We start from the raw sequence: 19,257 nt of genomic DNA, 5'->3' as shown, positions 1-19,257 counted from the left end.
AAGGAGCAGGGACGTCGCTGCTCCTCAAGCTCCCGCATCCGGCGGACTCTCCCTCGCCATCATCGCCCGCTTCCTCCACTTCCAAATCTTCCTTCCCAAGGCGATCAGAGCCACCGCTACCAGACCCAGCCCGTACCACACCGCCGTCGGAATCGGGATCTGGGCCCGGAAGCTCGTTACCAGCGGCTTCTTCATCGCTTCGCCCAGCGTTGCTTCCCACTTCAGCGTTTTGCCATCGTCCTCGATGAACATCGCGTTCGACTCCGCCGCGGGCTTGGGCAGATGCAGGATGTAGGTCAGCCGGCGCTTGTCGCGATCTTCCTTGCCAATCGCGAACGCCGCGAGGCCGAGCGCGTCTTTCACCTTGATCGTGCGCACGAAGTCGATGTCCAAGCCCCTCCGATGGACGTCGAAAACGCCCGCGATGTCCACTGCCGCACCGGGAATACTCCGCGTGCTGTCGTCCTTCTTCAGATCCCTTAGTGCCAGCAGCGACTTGGTGGAAACCTTGGCCGCCACTTTCACGCCATCCCCACTCGTGGTGATTTCCAGCTTGTCCAGACTCAGCTTCGGCTGCGTCGCCATCATCTGGCGGATCTTCTGCTCCAGTCCTTCTGTCCCGCCGGTGAGCAACAGTGCCTTGGCTGGAATCACATAGGTCAGCTCCGCGTTTCCCGACCCGTCCTGATGGACCCATAGCTCTTCGCGGATCTCGAAGCATCCTGCGAGCAGCAGGCAGGCGGCAAGCGCGGCCAGAAAGCGTTTCAATATGGCGGCGGGCTTGCGCATCGGCGGAGGCAGAACCAGCATCTAACCGCGATGCAGCGCGTTGTGGAGCCCGAAATCATCGACCGGTTGCCGCCGGATCACCCCGACGTGATCCGGAGCCGCCGGGATTTGAAGATGATCAATTTCCTGATGGGGAACGAGCGCTGGATCGCGCGCAAGATCCACGCCTTTCCCGAGGTCCGCGCGCGCGGGATCATCGAGATCGGGGCAGGGGAGGGGACGCTCCTGCAGCGTCTCTCCGGCAAGTATCCCGGCATTCCCCTGCGCGGTTGCGACCTTGCCCCGCGGCCGGCCGGTCTCCCGGAGCGGATCGCGTGGGATCAGCGCGATGTCTTCGAATGCCTGGCGGAAAACTCCGCCGGCATCCTCGCCGCGAATCTCTTCCTGCATCACTTCGAAGACGACGAGTTGCCGCGCTTCGGCCCGCTTTTCGCGAAGTTCGAGGTCCTCGCCTTCAACGAGCCCTTCCGCACCCCGCAAACCATCACGGACGCACGGATCATCCTGCCGCTGGTCGGCCGCGCGACCAAGCACGACATGCTGGTGAGCATCCGCGCCGGCTTCCTGCATGGCGAACTGCCGCGGCTACTGGGCCTGGATCCCGCACAATGGCGGATCAGCGAGGAAACCACGTGGCGCGGCGGCATCCGCATGCTAGCTTCCCGCGTTTGAAGGCCACGGTCACGATTGCGGGAGGCGGCTTGGCGGGGCTTTCCCTCGCGGCGGGGCTGCGCCTGCGGGGAATCCCGGTGGAAGTCCACGAAGCGGGCAGCTACCCGCGGCACCGCGTCTGCGGGGAATTCATCTCCGGCGTCGATACGTCCACCCTCGACGCCCTCGGTATCCGCGAGGCCTTGCGCGATGCCCGCCTGCTCGAATCCGTCGCGTGGTTTTCCAAGGGCCGCAAAATTCACGAGGACACCCTGTCCGTGCCCGCCTATGGCATCTCACGCCATCGTCTCGACTGTCGTTTGCGCGATGCCGTCGTGGGCGGCGGTGCTGCGGTTCTGGAAAGCTCCCGCGTTTCCCGCGCGCCTCGCGAAGGCCTCGTCTGGGCCGCGGGACGGATTCCATCGAAGGGCCGCTGGATCGGCCTGAAGTGTCACTTCGCCGATCTGCCATTGCTGGCGGATCTGGAGATGCACCTCGGCAGCGATGGCTATGCCGGCCTCGCCTCGGTCGAGGATGGCAGGGTGAATGTCTGCGGACTCTTCCGTGTCGATCGCTCGCACCGTGGCAGCGGTCCCGAGCTTCTTCTCGACTACCTCCGCGCGGGTGGAAACGAAGCGCTCGCCTCGCGTCTCGCACTCGCCTTGCCAGACCCCGCCTCCTTCAGCGCCACCGCCGGCTTCGCCCTCGGTCGCCAACGTGCCGACGACGGTCTCTGCGCGATCGGCGATGCCGAGAGCATGATCCCGCCCTTCACCGGCAATGGCATGAGCATGGCCTTCCAAAGTGCGGAAGCGGCCCTCGACCCGCTCGCAGGCTGGAGCGAAGGCCACCTCGATTGGAACGACTGCATCGCGTCCATCCGCACCGCCTTGCACGGGAAATTCCGCCGCCGTCTCACCGCCGCCGCATTCATGCACCCCGTCCTGCTCCGCTCCGGTGGCCGCCGCTTGATCGAAGCGCTTGGCGTCAGCGGCCTCCTGCCTTTCCGTCCCCTGTTGTCCCTTGTCCGCTGATGTTTCTTGAATCCCTCCACACCGCCGTCCCGCCGCATCGCTATACTCAACCGGAGTGCCTCGCCGCCTTGCGCGAGACGCCTGCCTATGGCGCGCTGCTGCCGCGCTCGCGGGGGCTGATGGAGAAGATCCTGGGGAACGGCGTTTCCGGCATTGCCACCCGCAGCTTCTGCCTGCCGGAGATCGGTCCGGGCGTGGCCCGCGATGCGCAGGAGCTGAACGAAAGCTTCGAGCGGGAAGCTCCCGCCCTCGCCTCCGCCGCCTTGCTACCCGCCCTTGAAAAAGCCGGGATCTTGGCCGCGGACCTCGATGCGCTCTTCATCTGCACCTGCACCGGCTACCTCTGCCCCGGCGTGACCAGCCATGTGGCCGAACAGCTCGGGCTACGGGAGACGGCGTACTTGCAAGACCTCGTCGGCCTCGGCTGCGGGGCGGCCATTCCCATGCTGCGCTCTGCCGCCGGCTTCCTGGCCGCCCACCCCGGGGCCAAGGTCGCCACCGTGGCCGTGGAAGTCTGCTCTGCCGCCTTCTTCGCCGATAACGATCCCGGCGTCCTCATCTCGCTCTGCCTCTTCGGCGATGGTGCTGCCGCCGCCATCTGGTCCGACCAGCCCGGCCCCGACAAGTGGCAGGCCGGTCACTTCACCACCGTCCACCGCCCGCAGCAGCGCGAGAAGATCCGTTTCGTCAACTCCGGCGGCAAGCTCCGCAACCAGCTCGACAAAGCCGTCCCCGGTCTCGCCGCGGAAGCCGTGGCCGAACTCTACGCGCAGCGCTCCGCCGACCCCGACCGCATCCTCACCCACTCCGGCGGTCGCGATGTCATCGATGCCCTCGAGGCCGTCCTCCCCCAAGCCCTGCCCGACACCCGCGCCGTCCTCCGCGACCACGGCAACATGAGCAGCCCCTCCGTCCTCTTCGCCCTCGACCGTGCCCTCGCCACGGCCAATGGCGACCGTCGCTGGTGGCTCACCGCCTTCGGTGCCGGCTTCGCCGCGCATGCGTGCGAGATGTGGCGATCGAAGCACTAGGATCAGCTTTGCTTTCCTCCGTCCTTCGCGCCAGCTTCTCGCACCGATGCCAAGATTCATCCGGTTGCTCACAACGATATTCGTAGGTTTGCCTGCCATCCTGATGTGGCTGGGAGGCCTCGTCGTTGCCGGGCCCGCGGTGGCGATGCTGTTTACGAAGGAGGGTGCGCGCGACCGCACGGATGTGCTCGTGATCGCAGGCGTCGCGTTGGCGGGCGCAGTGATCGGCTTCGCGATGACCACGGCCTACGGGATCTTCATGAATGGCAATCGCCACGGGATGGCGACTCCGCAGATCCCGAAGCTCGTCGTCATCGGCAGCGCCGGCCAATTGCTAGCCTCGGTGGGCGTGGGCACCTTCGTCGTGGGAAGCATGGAGACACTCCAAAAAGCGGAACTCTGGACCGTGGCGATCATCTTTGCCGTCTCGATCATTTCGATCGTCGCTTCGATTTTCCTGCACCGCCTGGGCCTCCGGCTCAGGGCCAAGTGGCGCTTCGAGCACCGCATCAGCATGAACGGCCGGGAAGTGGTGAGAAGAGGAGTGTAGCAACGGCAGATCACGCCCTGCTCATTCCCGGGTTTCCCCTGCGCGGCTTAAGCACGGCACGGAGGGCAGGCCTCACACCTTCGTCGTCGCAATCATCGCGGCATTCACCACGGCCAGAACGAACAAAGTGAACTGATAGGCAGGTTCGGCGGGGTGTTTCCAGAACAGCACCCTCAAGCGCGGCATCAGCATGCAGACCGTGAAACTGATCCGCCGCGCCGCTTTCGGGTGCTTGGATTGGAATGATGGCATCCGACGTCATTTCACTTGTTGGAGAGATGCCGGTCAAACGGTTGCCCGGTGGCTCCTGTGCACCGGCTGCTTCAGTGGCTCTGCCGGCGCTTCGTAGGTCTTCCGGGCCCCAAGCCCCCCGGGCGGGACCGCAATTCTGCGGACCCCGAGATCGGCTCTTGTCGCTTGCGCCCCGGGCGTAAGAGGCTAGCGCTTATCCGCCGTTAGGGCACGAATCCATTCCCCGCGCTCACCCATGCCGACCGATCTCCACCAGTCCTCCCGCCCTTCACAAAAGGGCAGCAAGCTTCCGCTGTATGTCGGCTTCGCCGCCGGAGCGCTGTTCTTCTTGCTCAGCGGCTACAATGCCTATCGGAACACGCTCGCCTTGCGGGAAGCTTCACGGCAGGTGCAGGAGACCCACTCGGTGATCGGGTCGTTCAACAACGCCCTGTCCTACATGAAGGACGCGGAGACCGGACAGCGGGGATACCTCCTGAGCGGTGACGAAACTTATCTTGAGCCCTACCAGGCGGCACTGACGGGGGTCGAGACGGAAATCGCGAGGATGCGCGAATTCACCCGGGGGAATACCGTCCAACAGGATCTGCTTCCGAAGGTGGAGGCCCAGATCGCGGCGAAGCTCGAGGAATTGGACGAAACGATCCGGGTGCGGCGGGAGAGCGGATTCGAGGCCGCGCGTGCCCTGGTCCTCACGGCTCGTGGCAAGCAGGCCATGGATCAGCTCCGCGAGAATCTCGGCACGATGACGCGTGAGGAGAACCGGAAGAGGAACGTGCTGATCGAAGAAATGGAAGTCGCCCACCGCGTTACCGTGACGAGCGGTCTTGTCACCGCAGGACTGGGGATCGGCCTTTCGTTCGCAGTGCTGTGGTTGGTCATGCGCGCCCACACCTTGCGGCAGAAGCAGGATTGGCTGCAGCTTGGAAAGCTGCAACTGACCACCGTGATGTCGGGTGAGAAGAGTTTGGGGCCGCTCGGCGAAAGCATCCTGACTTTCCTGACGAACTACGTGGACGCGCACGCGGGGGCATTCTTCGCCCGGCGCGGGAGTCATTTCGAGCGGGTCGCCCTGACGGGTGTTCCAGCCGACAGCGGGATTCCGGGGAAATTTGAAGCCGGTGAAGGTCTCCTCGGGCGTGCCGTCACGGAGAAAGCCCCGCGGCGTATCGACGAGGTGCCTGAGGGCTATCTCACGATCGGCTCCGGGCTGGGGAAAGGGCTGCCGCGGCACTTGTTGATTCTTCCTGCTTCGACCGACAACCTGGTCAATGCGGTGCTTGAACTTGGATTCCTGCATCCGCTCGACGCGCAAAAGCAGGAGTTCCTGCAACAGGTGTCCGAGCAGGTTGGCGTGGCCGTGAAATCCGCGCTCTACCGCGAGCACCTGCAGGAACTGCTAGAGGAGACCCAGCAGCAATCGGAGGAAGTTCAGGCCCAGTCCGAAGAGCTGCGGGTATCGAATGAGGAGTTGGAGGAACAAAGCCGCGCGCTGCGCGAATCCCAATCCCGCCTCGAACTCCAGCAGGCGGAACTGGAACAGATCAACACCCAGCTCGAAGATCAGACCCAGCGGCTGGAAGGCCAGCGCAACGATCTGGTGAAGGCCAAGCAATCGCTCGAAGGCCAGGCGCGGCTGGTCGAGCAGGCGAGCCGTTACAAATCGGACTTCCTCGCGAACATGTCGCACGAGCTGCGGACGCCGCTGAATTCCTCACTGATCCTCGCGCGGATCCTGGCGGACAACCGCCCCGGCACCCTGAACGCGGAGCAGGTCAAGTATGCGGAAACGATCGAGACCGCGGGCAACGACCTCCTGACCCTGATCAACGACGTGCTGGACCTCTCCAAGATCGAGGCCGGACACATGGAGATCCATGCCGAGGCGGTGAAGCCGGCGAGCATTGTGGAGACCCTCCGCTCGATCTTCGAACCCATGGCGATGCAGAAGGGCATCGCCCTCAATTTCGTGATCGATGACGGGCTGCCGGATACGATCGAGACGGACACGCAGCGGCTAATGCAGGTGCTCAAGAACCTGCTCTCGAACGCAGTGAAATTCACCGAGACCGGCGGCGTCGTGTGCCACGTAAGCCCGGCGGGTCAGAAGAAGCTGCGGATTGCGGTGACGGACACGGGAATCGGGATCGATCCGGAATACCAGCGTTCGGTTTTCGAACCCTTCTACCAAGCGGATGCGGCGAGCAACCGGAAGTTCGGCGGGACCGGGCTGGGTCTTTCGATCTCTCGCCAGCTCGCATGGCTGCTGGGCGGAGAGATCGAGCTACAAAGCGAGCCGGGCAAGGGCAGCACTTTCACGCTGACCCTGCCCTGCACGCACGTCGCGCCCGCCAATCCCCTGCCGCCTTCGAACTCCCCCGCCTTGCCGCCCGCCGCGGAGACCCAGGCGGTGCCTGCTCCCTCGAAGGACGCGTTCATCACGCGCGTGCCGGACGACCGCGAACGACTGACGGGAGGGAAGCGCGTGATCCTGATCGTGGAAGATGACGAGGCCTTTGCAGGCATCCTTCTGGAACTGGCGCATGAGATGCATTTCCAAGCACTGATCGCCAGCACGGCGGAGGAAGCGCTGGCCTTGGCCCCGCAGCATCTGCCGAGCGCGGTGGTGCTGGACGTGGGGCTGCCGGACAATTCCGGGCTTTTCGTGCTGGAGCGGATGAAGGCGGATTCGCGGACGCGCCACATCCCGGTGCACGTGGTCTCCGGCAGCGACTATGCGCAAACGGCGCTCGCGCTGGGTGCGGTCGGCTACATGCTCAAGCCGGTCAAGCGCGAGCAACTGGTGGAGGCTTTCGAGAAGCTGGAGACCCGCCTCAGCGAGAAGATGCGCAAGGTGCTTGTAGTGGAAGACGATCCGGTCCAGCTCAACGCGATGCAGGCGCTCTTCCAAACGCTGGACGTGGAGACGGTCTGCGCGGGCACCGCGGCGGAATGCCTGGCAGCGCTGAAGGAAGCCACCTTCGACTGCATGGTGCTGGACCTGAGCCTGCCGGATGCTTCCGGATTCTCGCTGCTGGAAACCTTGAGCACGGAGGATAGCTACTCCTTCCCGCCGGTGATCGTTTACACCGGTCGCGAGCTGGCGACGGAGGAGGAGCAACGGCTGCGGCGCTACTCGAAATCGATCATCATCAAGGGTGCCAAGTCACCGGAACGGCTGCTGGACGAGGTTACGCTGTTCTTGCACCAGGTGGTGTCCGACCTGCCACCGGAGCAGCAGCGGATGCTGGAGAAGGCGGGCAACCGCGATGCCGGGCTCGAAGGCCGGCGTATCCTCATCGCGGAGGACGACGTGCGCAACGTTTTCGCCCTGACCAGCCTGCTGGAAAGCCGCGGCGTGAAGCTGCAGATTGCGCGCAACGGACGCGAGGCGGTGGAGGCGCTCGAGCGTTCGCTGACCGATCCGACCCAGCGGGTGGACCTGGTGCTGATGGACATCATGATGCCGGAGATGGACGGCATCACCGCGATGCGGGAGATCCGCAAGAGGACGGAATGGCAGAAGTTGCCGATCATCGCGCTGACGGCCAAGGCGATGAAGAACGACCAGGAGCAATGCCTGGCCGCGGGTGCCAACGACTACCTTGCCAAGCCTCTGAACGTGGACAAGTTGCTATCGCTGATCCGCGTCTGGATGCCCCGCTAAGTCCCTATGAAAAGCCAAACCTCACGCACCGAGGAGATCGAGCTGCACCTGCTGCTCGAGGCGCTTTTCATGCGCTACCACTATGACTTCCGCGGCTACTCGGTGGCCTCGCTGAAGCGGCGGCTGACGCAGGCGAGGATGCTCTTCGGGTGCGATTCCTTCTCGCAGCTCCAGGACCGCATGCTGCGGGATGAGGCCATGATGCCGCGTCTGCTACCCTTCCTGACGGTGCAGGTCAGCGAGATGTTCCGGGATCCCTCGTACTTCCTCGCGCTGCGGGAGAAAGTGGTCCCGCACCTGAAGACCTACCCCTCGCTCAAGGTGTGGATCGCGGGCTGCAGCAGCGGCGAGGAACTCTACTCGACGGTGATCCTTTTCCGTGAGGAAGGACTGGAAAGCCGCACGCTCTTCTACGCCACGGACATCAACGGCACCGCGCTGGCGGCTGCCGAGGCAGGCGTTTACGATCTGGACCGGATCTCGCTCTTCACCGCGAACCACCAGCAGTCGGGCGGGAAGACCTCGTTATCGGAATACTACAGCACCGGCTACGGGCGCGCGGTCTTCGACAAATCGCTGCGGCAGCGGGTGGTCTTCTCCGACCACAGCCTGGTGAGCGACGCGGTTTTCGCGGAGGCGCACCTGGTATCCTGCCGGAACGTGCTGATCTACTTCACGCGCCCGCTGCAGGACCGGGCGGTCGGCTTGTTCAAGGACTCGCTGGTGCGGCGCGGCTTCCTGGGCCTGGGCTCGAAGGAGAGCCTGCGTTTCAATGCGCACGCGGACAGCTTCGAGGACTTTGAGCGCCAGGAGCGGATCTATCAGAAACGGGGGGATGCATGAGCGGGGATGAAACACGCGAGCCCCGGGCGGTGGTGATCGGTGCTTCGGTTGGCGCGATTGGCGCACTGTCCGAGATCCTGCCCGCGCTGCCGGCGGACTATGCGCTGGCGGTGCTGGTGGTGGTGCACATTCCGCCGGACCGGTCGACCGGTCTGCCGCATCTTTTCGCCCCGCGTTGTGCGATGGCGGTGAAGGAGGCAGAGGACAAGGAGCGCATCCGCTCCGGGACGATCTACTTCGCGCCACCGAACTACCACCTGCTGGTCGAGCCGGACTTCACGCTCGCCTTCTCCAACGACGAACCGGTCCTCTATTCGCGACCGGCCATCGACGTGCTTTTCGAATCCGCGGCGGATGCCTACGGCACCGATCTCACCGGGGTGGTGCTGACCGGTGCCAGTTCGGACGGTGCCCATGGCCTGCATGCCGTGGTGGCGGCGGGCGGCACGGCGCTGGTGCAGGACCCCGATACCGCGGAAGGTGGAATGATGCCCCGCTCCGCGCTCGCAGCTTGCCCCGAGGCGCTCTCCCTGACCCTGCAAGCGATCGCCGCTGAATTGCAGAAACTTTCCGCTTCTCCTCTCCCTTCCTGAAATGACGGCTCCCATCAAATTTCTCCTCGTCGACGACCTCGAGGCGAACCTCATCGCGCTCGCAGGGCTGCTGCAGCGGGAGGGCTTGGAATTGCTCAAGGCACACTCCGGTCCGGAAGCGCTGGAACTGCTGCTGGTGCACGATATCTCGCTGGCCTTCCTCGACGTGCAGATGCCGGAGATGGGTGGCTTCGAGCTGGCGGAAATCATGCGCAGCACCGAACGCACGCGCCACGTGCCGATCATCTTCCTGACGGCGGGGGTGGTCGATCAGGAGCGGCGGATCCAGGGCTTCGAGACGGGCGCGGTGGACTTTCTGCCGAAGCCGATCGAACCGAAGATCCTGCTGAGCAAGGCGGATGTCTTCTTCGAGCTGGCGCGGCAGCGGCAGACGCTGAAGGACCGCGAGATCGAGCTGAGCGAAGCGAACGGACAACTGGCACGCAGCAACGCGGAGCTGGAGCAGGCCGACCGCAGCAAGAACGAATTCCTCGCGATGCTGGCGCACGAGCTTCGCAATCCGCTGGCCCCGCTGCGGAATGCCGCGCTGACCTTGAAGAGCCCCGCTCTGGCGCGCGAGCAACACGACCGCATCGTGGGGATGATCGATCGCCAGGTGAGCAATCTGAGCCACATGATCGACGATCTGCTCGATGTCTCCCGCATCACGCAGGGGAAGATCGAGCTGCGCTGCAAACCGGTTGAGTTGCAACCGATCCTGGCTTCCGCGGCGAATGCGGCCGACGAGTCCTGCAAGGCCTGCGGCCAGGAGCTGGTGGTCACGATGCCGGAGGAGCCGGTGTATCTGGATGCGGATAGCACGCGTCTGGAGCAAATCATCGGCAACCTCTTGACCAATGCCTGCAAATACAGCGGGAACGGAACGCGGATCACGCTGAGCGCGGAGACCCGCGGAGCCGAGGTGGTCATCCGCGTGGCGGACAATGGCGCGGGGATCGATCCGGAACTGCTGCCGCGGGTCTTCGGGCTCTTCGTGCAAGGCAGCCGGACGATCGACCGCACCAATGACGGGCTCGGCATCGGGCTGACGATCGTGCAGCGGCTGGTGCAGCTCCATGGCGGGACAATCGAAGCGCACAGCGCCGGCCTCGGAAAAGGATCGGAATTCACGATCCGCCTGTCGCGGCTCGCCGGCTACCAGCCATCATCGGCGGCGAAGCCTGCCACGGCGGACACGCATGCGCTGAAGGTTCTGATCGTTGACGATAACCGCGATTCGGCGGACAGCATGGGCATGCTCCTGGAGATCGGCGGACATACGGTGCGGATCGTACATCACGGCGTGGATGCGATTGCGACGGCCGCGGAATTCCTGCCGCAGGCGGTGTTGCTCGACATCGGCCTGCCCGGGATGGACGGCTTCGAGGTCGCGCGGCAGCTGCGGCTGAACCCGGAGCTGAAAACGGCATTCCTCATCGCGGTGACCGGCTACGGCAGCGATGAGGACCGGCACCGCGCGAAAAACGCGGGATTCGACGAACACCTGGTGAAGCCCGCGGATCTGAAAGTCCTGCGCGGCTGGCTGGAAGAGGTCGGGCGAAGGTGAGAGTGACGGGGAGGGTGTCCTGGACCGGGAGTCACCCGCCTCCCTCTTCCTCTCGCTTCAGCGGCAAATACGCTTCCCGATCCTCTTCCGCGATAAACGCCAGTTCATTGAAAAGCAGGAACAAGGCCCCCAGTTTGTTAGGCGAGCGATAGCCTCCCTGCGCCTCGAGCAAGCGCGCGGAAACCGACGTCATCTCCCAACCGTCCACATTTTCAGCTGCCCACTTCTCCTCGCTCAGCTTCGCGATCCCCTCCGTTACTCCGAAGTCCCGCACCTGATCGATCGGTCCCAGCGGAATGTCCGAGAAATACGGATTCGCCCATGCCCACAGCCAGGTGTCCGACTTCGTCGAAAGGGTCCCCACCACGATCAGCTTGCCCCGCACCTTCGGCACCCCGTCCTCCGTCCACCAGATCTCGCCGCGATGCAGGTCGTACTCGTATCTCGGATAACTCCCGATCCCGAAGTGCCGCTGCGCCTTCTCGTTGCATGCAACGAGGTAAGCCGTCGCCTGCCCGACAAAATCTTCAAACTCACGGAACTCCATCTTCCTCCGAATGGGGACTCTACCGGCCAGTGAATCAAACAAAAAAGCCGGTCCCTCCCGGAACCGGCCTTCTTGAAAAGGGAACTCACGCCCCCGGGATCTCGATGAAGCCCTCGAGCTTCCGGATACGCGTGGGGTGGCGCATCTTGCGGAGGGCCTTGGCCTCGATCTGGCGGATGCGCTCGCGGGTGACTTGGAACTGGCGGCCCACTTCTTCCAGCGTGCGGCTGTAACCGTCCTTCAGGCCGAAGCGCTGCTCCAGCACCTCGCGCTCGCGCTCGGTGAGGGTGTCGAGGACGTCCTTGATCTTGTCCTTCAACATCGAGAAACCCGCTTCTTCCATCGGGTTGTCCGCGGACTTGTCCTCGATGAAGTCACCGAAGGACGTGTCGTCGGAATCGCCCACCGGAGCCTGCAGCGAGATCGGCTGCTGGGCCATCTTGAGCACCGCGCGGACACGCTCGACGGGCAAGTGAATCTCTTCCGCGATTTCTTCCGGGGAAGGCTCGCGGCCGTATTCCTGCACCAGTTGCTTCTGCACCCGCATCAGCTTGTTGATCGTCTCGATCATGTGCACCGGGATGCGGATGGTCCGCGCCTGGTCGGCGATCGAGCGGGTGATGGCCTGGCGGATCCACCAGGTGGCGTAGGTCGAGAACTTGTAGCCGCGGCGGTATTCGAATTTCTCCACCGCCTTCATCAGGCCCATGTTGCCCTCCTGGATCAGGTCGAGGAAGGACAGGCCGCGGTTGGTGTATTTCTTCGCGATCGAAATCACCAGGCGCAGGTTGGCCTCGACCATCTCGGTCTTCGCCTTCAGCGCTTCCTTGAGCCAGTGGCGGAGCTGCTTGTTGGTCTCGTCGAAGGTGTCGACCTCATGCCAGCAGCGCTGCTGCACCTCGCGCAGCTTGGTCACGAATTCCTTGTCCTCCGGATCGGACTGCACCTTGCGGCCATACTTCCAGAACTTCTGCTGGTAGTCTTCCACCTGCTCGCAGAAGTCCTCCACGACCTTCTGCTTGAAGTAGAACTTCGTGTAGATCCGGTGCAGGCTCTGCAGGTTCTTCTGGAAGGTCTCCTCAAGCTTCTTCTTGCCGCGCGGATTCTTCGCCGTCATCTGGCGGAAGAGATCGTCGTTCTCTTCGTGCAGGTTCTTGAGCTGCTCGCACTGCTTCGGCAGGATCTTCATGTAGCGCTCGCGGCTCTCGATCTTCTTGTCGAGAATCACGCGGTCGAAGCGCTCCTTGCCCTTGAGCAACTTGTCGGCCAGCTCAAGGTAGCACTCCGCGGTGAAGCCGAAGAGGTGCAACTGCTTGGCCACTTCGATTTCGGCATCCTCGATGCGCTTGGAAATTTCGACTTCCTGCTCGCGGGTCAGCAGCGGCACCTGGCCCATCTGCTTGAGGTACATCCGGACCGGATCGTCCAGGATATCGAGCTTCTGGTCCTTGGTGTCGTCGACGTCGTCATCCGCATCGTCGCGCTTCTTGTCCTTGTAGCGGTCGACCTCGGAGGCATCGATGATGTCGAACTCCATGTTGCGGAGGCGCTCCATGATCGCCTCCACGTCCGCCGGCTCGACCAGGTTGTTCGGCAGGATTTCGTTGATGTCGTCGTAAGTGAGATACTCCTGCTCCTTGGCCAGCTTGATCAGCTCGCGGATCTTCTCCTGGATCTCCGGCGTATCGATCCGCGGCTTGTCGCCGTCCGCGCGGGAAACTTCGGTTGCCGGTGTCACCGCGGATTCGGCCTTCCTGTCCTTCTCTGGAGCGGCACCTTTCTTGGAAGCCTCGGCACCCTTCTTCGGCGCTTCGGCCGGCTTCTTCGGCGCTTCGGCCGGCTTCTTCGGCGCTTCGGCCGGCTTGGCGGGAGCTGCCTTCGCCGCCGGCTTCACATCCTTGGCCGGGGTGGGCTTCACCGCCTTGACAGGAGCAGTCGCAGGCTTCTTGGCAGGAGCGACCGCCTTGGGCGCGGGCTTTTTGGCCGCCGGGGCCGGTTTCGCGGCCGGCTTCGGCGCGGGCTTGGCCGCCTTCGCGGGTTTCGCTGGCACCGCCTTCTTGGCAGGAGCGGGCTTGCTACCCGCTTTCGGTGCTGGCTTGGAACCCTTCGGTTTGGCGGCGGCGGCTTTCTTGTTGGACATTGGACAGCTTAAAGATGGAGGAGAAATTCAGGCAAAATTCTCCCATTATAGCGCAAGCAGACGATGGTCCGAAGCGGGCGGGAATATTCGAGCCACTTACCCTACCGTCAAGGATTGTTTTGTGGCCTTGATCCTGAAGAGTTTCCGCGGAAAAACGGCTTCGGTGCCGGCTTTTTGTTGGGAACGAAGCGATCGGTTTTCAAAGCGCGGTTCCGCTGCGAGGCGAGGAGAGGTGTCAGCTCCAAGATCCGGCGCAACAATTCACTGCGCCGCTCCGCCGAAATCGTGCTGTCGGCGATTGCCAGATTGATGGCCTCAAGCTCCTTTTCCAGCGCCAGGGCACAGATGGTTGAGAGGGTTTCCTCCGCCACTGCCATCCAATCCTCCGCGGGATCGGAATGGAAGGTCGGGTCCGCATGCAGGGCCAGCCGCTGCCCCTCCGGCAGGGTGGCCATGAAGGCATTCACCGAGGCCGGCTGCTCCGGGTCCGGGCGGGCCGACAGGATCGCTTCCAGCACCGGCACGCCCTGGACGAATTCGGCCGCCTCGTGGAGCGTCTCATACTGCTCGCCCAGCCACTGCTGCGCCGGGGCCGAGCGCAGCGCCAGGCTGCACAGGTAGGCCACACCGGTATCAAGCGCGGCAGGCTCGATCTTCTCCGGCTCCGGAGCGGCGTTGCGGTCCTTCTCGGGCGGCTTGTTCTTCGCAAAACGGATCTCCCGCGCCACCGCTTCGCGCAGCTCCGGCACGCCGATTCGCAGGCGTGTCGCCACGTGGTTGATCATCCCTTCCCGGGCCACCGCATCCGGCACCAGCGCCAGCAATCCGGAGCATTTCTTCCCGAAGGCAGAACGCGATTGCAAATCCGTCAGACCCTTTTCCTCGGTCTCGCGGTCGGTCAGGAAATCGAAGAAATCCACCGCCTTCGCCAGGCTCTCGCGGAAGGCCTCCGGCCCATGTTTGCGCATGTAGGAGTCCGGGTCCTCGCCCACCGGCATTTTGACCACCTTCACCGGGATGCCTTCCGGTGCGAGCACGCGGAAGCCCTTCTCGGTCGCATCCATCCCCGCCTTGTCCGCATCATAACAAAGCACGGCATTCTTCGCATAGCGTCGTAGTAGCTTCGCGTGCTGTTCGGTCAGCGCCGTTCCCAAGGAGGCCACCGCATGGCTGATGCCTTGCTCGTGACAGCAGATGACGTCCAGTTGCCCCTCGCAGATCAGCACCGAGTTCTGGTTCATGATCTCCTTGCGCGCCTTCTCCAATGCGAAAAGGACGTTGGATTTCTTGAATACCACCGTCTCCGGAGAGTTGATGTACTTCCCGCCGCTCTGACCGTCCCGAATGTGCCTGCCGGAAAAGCCGATCACATCCCCGTGGTCATTGCGGATCGGGAACATCAGCCGGTCCGTGAAGCGCACATAGATCCCGCCGCGCTCCTTCTCCACGAAGAATCCGGAGTCCACCAGTTCGCGCCCGGTGAATTTCTTCTCGCGCGCCCAATCCATGAAAATCTCTCCGCGGTCCGGCATCCAGCCCACCATCCAGCGCTCCGCCATCTCCTTCCCGAAGCCGCGCGACTTCATGTATTCCCGCGCGGGCGTGGCCGCCTTGGTGAAGAGCATCCGGTGCAGGAAGCCCGCGATCTCGCGATGGATGTCAAGCTGCCGCCCCCGCTGCCGCCGTGCCCGGTCCTCCTTCGGGTCGAAGGTGTCTTCCACCGTGATCCCGGCGCGGCTCGCCAGCTTCTTGACCGCATCGGAGAAGGTCAGGTTCTCGTACTCGCGGATAAAGGTGATCGCATCACCGCCCTTCTGGCAGCCGAAGCATTTGAAGCTCTGGCGCTGCGGATTGACCTGAAAGGACGGTGTCTTCTCGTTGTGGAAAGGGCACAGCGCCTTGTAAACCGCGCCTGCCCGCTTAAGGTTCAAGTACGACTCGATCACCGCCACGATATCCGTGGCCGCGAGGATCTTCTCGGTCGTCTCCCGCGAGATCTGGGGCACGCCGCGATTAAGCCCCGCCGCGGGCGGGATGGGAAATCAAAGTTCGATCTGAATTCCGGATCCAAGGTCTGAAATCTGAAATTCCAGATCTCAAATTCCCGATTCCGGTTTTCCGATCCTCTACACCGAAAGGTGCAATCGATTTCAGACTTTTTCGATGCGCGAGACAAATTCCGCGTCCAAGTTCGCTCATTCGATGAAAACCATCGTTTGAACCCCCAACGAAAAGAACCATGAAAGTCGTCCGCAAGAACACCAAAGGCGAAAGCCGCGAACTCCTGCTCAAGGAATACTTCCTGAATGCCTACCTGATCGCCGCGCTCAAGCGCATGGGCGACGAAGTGGCCAAGCACACCCGCCGCCCGGCACTGGTGCCTGCCCGCGTCCGCGCCGGCTCCTGATAAAGGTCGGGACGAGCCCCCCGCTCGTCCGCAATCGCCGGCACCGTCCACCGCCACCGGGTTACATCCGGGCCGCCCGCGCGCCCTGCCTCCGCGAAATGCGGGGTTGCCTCTCCGGGCACCTTCGCCTAGCGTCGCGAAGATGGATGACCTCCAGATTATGAGGTCGGCCTTAGGCTGGCTCGAACTGGGTTTACCAGAGGAAGCCCTGTCGGAGCTTACCGCCTTGACCGCGCGCGACCGCATGCGCAGGCATGCCTTGGAACTCCGGCTCCTCGCCGAGATGGAGTCCCGCCGCTGGAATGCCGCCGCCGATACCGGCCGGCTGCTCTGCATGAAGGAGCCCAAGGAAGCCCGCTTCTTCATCCACGCCGCCTATTGCCTCCACGAAACCGGCGATACCCTCGCCGCCCGCGATTGGCTGCTGCGCGGCCCCGCGACCCTCATCGAGGACCCGCTCTTCCACTACAATATCGCCTGCTACCTCGCCGTCCTCGGCGACCGCAAGCGCGCCGAATCCCACCTCGAGCGCGCCTTCGAAATGGATGCCTCCCTCCGCGTGACCGCCCAGGAAGACACCGATCTGGCGGAACTGCGGAAGGACGGTTGAAAGAGGTGGTCCGCACAGTCCTCTGTGCGGAAGAAGCAGTTCTGGTGGCCCGCTTCACCAACCCCTTTATGGTGCATGGGCAATTCCCTTCAATCCGTTTTGGCCTATGCCCGGGCGTATTCATCGTCGCGAGAAATCTTCCGCTCCCAAACATACAGGACGTCCGGCTGCTTCTCCTCATTCTCCGCCCCGTCGGTCTCCCGTTCGATGCGGAATCCCTGGTGCTCGTAAAACTTCCGTGCCCTCGCATTGCATTGGAAGGTCCAAAGCCGGATCGATAGTTGCGCTGTCTTCGCAATATCAAGAAGCGCAGTGCCGAGCCCGCAGCCCTGATGATGCGGATGGACGTAGAGCTGGTGGACCCAGGCCGCACGAAACGCGATGAAGCCCGAGAGCGAGCCGTCGCATTCGCTCAGCCAGATCTCGGAGTTGGGGAACCCCCGCGTGGCATAGAAGGCCAGATCCTCCTCCGCCGTGTGCAGCACCGGCATCTGAGGCATTGCATTGAAAAACGCCAGCCGGTGAAGCCGCGCGACGGCCGCCATGTCATCAAGCGTCGCGCGGCGTGGATCCGCCTTTGATATCGGTCCACGATCAGGCAGCTCTATGCAAGGATCTGGAGACAAAGCCCTTTTGCTATCGCCCTTGACTAGGGCGGATCCGTTTTGAAGGTGAAGGACTTTCCTCGTCGTTTCTCAAACTCATGGGCTAAATATTCTAAATTGTGCCCCATTTCCTCACCTGCCGCACGACTACCGTTTATGTGAAACCGAAGTTTTTCCCAATATTTTGGAATCAGAGGATCCCAGATGTCGATGGTCATCTTCCGGTTGATCGTTCCGTATCGATAGGCAATCGCCAACTCGGTAAGCGTGTTGTAGAAGACTCTCACGCGAGCATTCAGGGAAGGATCGTTTCGGATTTCGCTAAGACGCTCTTCATCTGTGCGTCCCGAGTTCAGCCATTTATCCACACAAGCTCGAATATCGGCCATATTGGGATGATTCATCCGTTCTATGTATGAAACTGTGCGGACGGTCTTGAAATGTCTAATAGTAAAATAAAGGGCGATAAGCGCCATTGCCGTAGAGACTAGTGAGGGGAGGATGGGGAGCATGAATATGGGATTTGTGGGTATTAATATAATATGTGAAATTGTCGAATAATCAACATCTTTTTCTGTCTTCGAAGTTAATTGTTTGCCAGCAACGCTCCGATCCTCCCTTGCCAACCCCCCCGCGATCCGTCACCCAGCACCGCGTGTACCCATCCGCCCTCGGCCAGGTCCTCTCCGTCTTCGAGGAAAACTTCCGCACCCGCGGCGAACTTGGCGCCTCCGTCAGCGTCTGGTGGCGCGGCGAGGAAATCCTCTCCGCCGCCCAAGGCTGGTGCGAAAAGGAACAACTCCGCCCCTGGACCGCGGACACCCTCGTTCCCGTCTACTCCGCCACCAAAGGTCCTTCCGCCGCCACCCTCCTCCTTGTCCTCGACCAACACGGCCTCGGCCCGGAAACCCCCGTCCGCGAAGTCTGGCCAAGCTTCCCCGTCGAAAAAGCCACCTTCGCCCATCTGCTCTCCCACCAGTGCGGCCTCGCCGCGCTCGACCGCAAGGCCACCCTCTTCGACCACGCGGAAGTCATCGCCGCCATCGAAGCGCAGGTGCCCGCCTGGCGACCCGGCGATGGCCACGGCTACCATCCCCGCACCTTCGGCGCTTTGGTCGATGAACCCGTCCGCCGCCTCACCGGTAAGACCCTGGGGACGGTGTGGCGCGAGAAGATCGCCGACCCTCTCGGCCTCGAATTTTGGATCGGCCTCCCGGAGAGCGAGCATCACCGCGTCGCCCGTCTCTACCCCGGCAAGGCCGGTGCGGAGGACATGCAGAGCGGCTTCTACAAGGAATTCAATACCGCGGACAGCATCGTCCGCCGCGCCTTCGGCTCACCGCGTGGCCTTCACTCCGTGCAGGAAATGAACGACCCGAAAGCATGGTCCGCCAGCTTACCCGCGATGGGCGGCGTCGGCACAGCCTCGGCTCTCGCGAAGTTCTACCAAGCCGCCATCGGAGCCATCGATAGCCCCCTAACAGACGCTGTGAAAAGCGCCCTGGCGGCGGTCCGCATCAGCGGCGATGACGGGGTCCTCGTCCGCCCCACCGCCTTCTCCTGCGGCTGCCAGCTCGACCCTCTCGATGCCTCCGGGAAAAAGCTCCGCGAACTCTACGGCCCCTCCCTGCAAGCCTTCGGTCACCCCGGTGCCGGTGGCAGTCACGCCCTCGGCGATCCCGGGAGCGGCCTCAGCTTCGCCTACCTCATGAACCAAATGGAACTCAGCGTCTTCCCCGGCCCGAAAAGCACGGACATGGTGGGCGCCCTGTTCTCCTGATTCATGCCGCTACCACGGACGGCTCTTCCCCTGGGAGCGCGGAGCCACTGGCCCGCAGAATGGTCCCCACCGGCCTTCACCACGAAAAGGCACGCAGCAAAGCGACGGCGCTATCCAAACGCCTCACGTGAAACATCCAAAGTAACCAGGAATTCTTCCGCCGAGCAGCACCTCGCAGCACCGTCCACGCC

Annotated in this window: 18 protein-coding genes; 11 read left to right on the top strand and 7 right to left on the bottom strand. The window is 63.1% G+C overall.

Annotated elements, in window-relative coordinates; all coding sequences use genetic code 11:
- Window positions 1-24: 24 nt before the first annotated feature.
- On the bottom strand, window positions 25-810 hold the full coding sequence (locus ABWK72_RS09355; protein ID WP_367874522.1) for a hypothetical protein: 786 nt from the start codon (window positions 808-810) through the stop codon (window positions 25-27).
- A 9-nt stretch (window positions 811-819) separates the two neighbouring features.
- Between ABWK72_RS09355 and ABWK72_RS09350 the strand changes: the two genes are divergently transcribed.
- The 4 genes from ABWK72_RS09350 to ABWK72_RS09335 all read left to right on the top strand — a co-directional run bounded on the left by ABWK72_RS09350 (window position 820) and on the right by ABWK72_RS09335 (window position 4,055).
- The gene (locus ABWK72_RS09350) at window positions 820-1,461 is read left to right on the top strand and encodes a hypothetical protein (protein ID WP_367874521.1); all 642 of its coding nucleotides are present in this window, start codon (window positions 820-822) and stop codon (window positions 1,459-1,461) included.
- Window positions 1,458-2,474, top strand: a complete 1,017-nt coding sequence (locus tag ABWK72_RS09345; RefSeq protein ID WP_367874520.1) for an NAD(P)/FAD-dependent oxidoreductase — start codon at window positions 1,458-1,460, stop codon at window positions 2,472-2,474. The genes ABWK72_RS09350 and ABWK72_RS09345 overlap by 4 nt, the downstream gene beginning before the upstream one ends.
- Window positions 2,474-3,505, top strand: a complete 1,032-nt coding sequence (locus ABWK72_RS09340) for a type III polyketide synthase (RefSeq protein ID WP_367874519.1) — start codon at window positions 2,474-2,476, stop codon at window positions 3,503-3,505. Before ABWK72_RS09345 ends, ABWK72_RS09340 begins: the two co-directional genes overlap by 1 nt.
- 88 nt (window positions 3,506-3,593) lie before the next feature.
- Complete coding sequence (locus tag ABWK72_RS09335; RefSeq protein WP_367874518.1) at window positions 3,594-4,055, top strand: hypothetical protein; 462 nt, start codon at window positions 3,594-3,596, stop codon at window positions 4,053-4,055.
- Between the two features lie 72 nt (window positions 4,056-4,127).
- On the opposite strand, the gene ABWK72_RS09330 is transcribed toward ABWK72_RS09335, so the two are convergent.
- Window positions 4,128-4,307: a hypothetical protein gene (locus tag ABWK72_RS09330; protein WP_367874517.1), complete on the bottom strand. Its 180-nt coding sequence runs from the start codon at window positions 4,305-4,307 to the stop codon at window positions 4,128-4,130.
- 235 nt (window positions 4,308-4,542) lie between these two features.
- Here ABWK72_RS09330 and ABWK72_RS09325 point away from each other — a divergent pair, with 235 nt between their 5' ends.
- The 4 genes from ABWK72_RS09325 to ABWK72_RS09310 are packed head-to-tail and all read left to right on the top strand — an operon-like array spanning window position 4,543 to window position 10,977.
- Window positions 4,543-7,974 (top strand): response regulator, encoded by a 3,432-nt coding sequence (locus ABWK72_RS09325; RefSeq protein WP_367874516.1) that lies wholly within the window; start codon window positions 4,543-4,545, stop codon window positions 7,972-7,974.
- Window positions 7,975-7,980: 6 nt separating this feature from the next.
- Window positions 7,981-8,817: a protein-glutamate O-methyltransferase CheR gene (locus ABWK72_RS09320; protein ID WP_367874515.1), complete on the top strand. Its 837-nt coding sequence runs from the start codon at window positions 7,981-7,983 to the stop codon at window positions 8,815-8,817.
- Entirely contained in the window at window positions 8,814-9,410 is a 597-nt protein-coding gene (locus tag ABWK72_RS09315) for a chemotaxis protein CheB (protein ID WP_367874514.1), read from the top strand. The genes ABWK72_RS09320 and ABWK72_RS09315 overlap by 4 nt, the downstream gene beginning before the upstream one ends.
- Window position 9,411: 1 nt before the next feature.
- A complete protein-coding gene (locus tag ABWK72_RS09310; RefSeq protein ID WP_367874513.1) occupies window positions 9,412-10,977 on the top strand; it encodes a response regulator in 1,566 nt (521 codons plus the stop codon).
- Between the two features lie 31 nt (window positions 10,978-11,008).
- On the opposite strand, the gene ABWK72_RS09305 is transcribed toward ABWK72_RS09310, so the two are convergent.
- The 3 genes from ABWK72_RS09305 to dnaG all read right to left on the bottom strand — a co-directional run bounded on the left by ABWK72_RS09305 (window position 11,009) and on the right by dnaG (window position 15,670).
- Window positions 11,009-11,524, bottom strand: a complete 516-nt coding sequence (locus ABWK72_RS09305; protein WP_367874512.1) for a DUF6882 domain-containing protein — start codon at window positions 11,522-11,524, stop codon at window positions 11,009-11,011.
- Window positions 11,525-11,609: 85 nt separating this feature from the next.
- Entirely contained in the window at window positions 11,610-13,664 is a 2,055-nt protein-coding gene (gene rpoD, locus ABWK72_RS09300) for an RNA polymerase sigma factor RpoD (protein ID WP_367874511.1), read from the bottom strand.
- A 107-nt stretch (window positions 13,665-13,771) separates the two neighbouring features.
- Window positions 13,772-15,670: a DNA primase gene (dnaG, locus tag ABWK72_RS09295; protein ID WP_367874510.1), complete on the bottom strand. Its 1,899-nt coding sequence runs from the start codon at window positions 15,668-15,670 to the stop codon at window positions 13,772-13,774.
- 233 nt (window positions 15,671-15,903) lie between these two features.
- Between dnaG and ABWK72_RS09290 the strand changes: the two genes are divergently transcribed.
- Window positions 15,904-16,071: a hypothetical protein gene (locus ABWK72_RS09290; RefSeq protein WP_367874509.1), complete on the top strand. Its 168-nt coding sequence runs from the start codon at window positions 15,904-15,906 to the stop codon at window positions 16,069-16,071.
- A gap of 160 nt (window positions 16,072-16,231) precedes the next feature.
- Entirely contained in the window at window positions 16,232-16,681 is a 450-nt protein-coding gene (locus tag ABWK72_RS09285) for a hypothetical protein (protein WP_367874508.1), read from the top strand.
- A 104-nt stretch (window positions 16,682-16,785) separates the two neighbouring features.
- On the opposite strand, the gene ABWK72_RS09280 is transcribed toward ABWK72_RS09285, so the two are convergent.
- Window positions 16,786-17,226: a GNAT family N-acetyltransferase gene (locus tag ABWK72_RS09280; protein WP_367874507.1), complete on the bottom strand. Its 441-nt coding sequence runs from the start codon at window positions 17,224-17,226 to the stop codon at window positions 16,786-16,788.
- A 104-nt stretch (window positions 17,227-17,330) separates the two neighbouring features.
- Window positions 17,331-17,798, bottom strand: coding sequence for a hypothetical protein (locus ABWK72_RS09275; RefSeq protein ID WP_367874506.1), 468 nt, complete (start codon window positions 17,796-17,798; stop codon window positions 17,331-17,333).
- Window positions 17,799-17,941: 143 nt separating this feature from the next.
- On the opposite strand from ABWK72_RS09275, the gene ABWK72_RS09270 reads away from it, so the two are divergent.
- Window positions 17,942-19,066: a serine hydrolase domain-containing protein gene (locus ABWK72_RS09270; RefSeq protein ID WP_367874505.1), complete on the top strand. Its 1,125-nt coding sequence runs from the start codon at window positions 17,942-17,944 to the stop codon at window positions 19,064-19,066.
- The last annotated feature ends 191 nt before the right edge of the window (window positions 19,067-19,257 follow it).

It is taken from the genome of Luteolibacter sp. Populi (assembly GCF_040801775.1).
Lineage (GTDB): Bacteria > Verrucomicrobiota > Verrucomicrobiia > Verrucomicrobiales > Akkermansiaceae > Haloferula.
The sequence above is the reverse complement of the archived record's forward strand: the minus strand, read 5'-3'. Positions and strand labels throughout refer to the sequence as shown.

Bases quoted from the DNA above. Each gene is read 5' to 3' on its own strand.
- ABWK72_RS09340 (WP_367874519.1), top strand. From the start codon at position 2,474: ATGTTTCTTGAATCCCTCCACACCGCCGTCCCGCCGCATCGCTATACT.
- ABWK72_RS09355 (WP_367874522.1), bottom strand. From the start codon at position 810: ATGCTGGTTCTGCCTCCGCCGATGCGCAAGCCCGCCGCCATATTGAAA.
- ABWK72_RS09310 (WP_367874513.1), top strand. From the start codon at position 9,412: ATGACGGCTCCCATCAAATTTCTCCTCGTCGACGACCTCGAGGCGAAC.
- ABWK72_RS09325 (WP_367874516.1), top strand. From the start codon at position 4,543: ATGCCGACCGATCTCCACCAGTCCTCCCGCCCTTCACAAAAGGGCAGC.
- ABWK72_RS09285 (WP_367874508.1), top strand. From the start codon at position 16,232: ATGAGGTCGGCCTTAGGCTGGCTCGAACTGGGTTTACCAGAGGAAGCC.
- rpoD (WP_367874511.1), bottom strand. From the start codon at position 13,664: ATGTCCAACAAGAAAGCCGCCGCCGCCAAACCGAAGGGTTCCAAGCCA.
- ABWK72_RS09315 (WP_367874514.1), top strand. From the start codon at position 8,814: ATGAGCGGGGATGAAACACGCGAGCCCCGGGCGGTGGTGATCGGTGCT.
- ABWK72_RS09280 (WP_367874507.1), bottom strand. From the start codon at position 17,226: ATGGCGGCCGTCGCGCGGCTTCACCGGCTGGCGTTTTTCAATGCAATG.
- ABWK72_RS09320 (WP_367874515.1), top strand. From the start codon at position 7,981: ATGAAAAGCCAAACCTCACGCACCGAGGAGATCGAGCTGCACCTGCTG.
- ABWK72_RS09330 (WP_367874517.1), bottom strand. From the start codon at position 4,307: ATGCCATCATTCCAATCCAAGCACCCGAAAGCGGCGCGGCGGATCAGT.
- ABWK72_RS09350 (WP_367874521.1), top strand. From the start codon at position 820: ATGCAGCGCGTTGTGGAGCCCGAAATCATCGACCGGTTGCCGCCGGAT.
- ABWK72_RS09290 (WP_367874509.1), top strand. From the start codon at position 15,904: ATGAAAGTCGTCCGCAAGAACACCAAAGGCGAAAGCCGCGAACTCCTG.
- ABWK72_RS09275 (WP_367874506.1), bottom strand. From the start codon at position 17,798: ATGCTCCCCATCCTCCCCTCACTAGTCTCTACGGCAATGGCGCTTATC.
- ABWK72_RS09305 (WP_367874512.1), bottom strand. From the start codon at position 11,524: ATGGAGTTCCGTGAGTTTGAAGATTTTGTCGGGCAGGCGACGGCTTAC.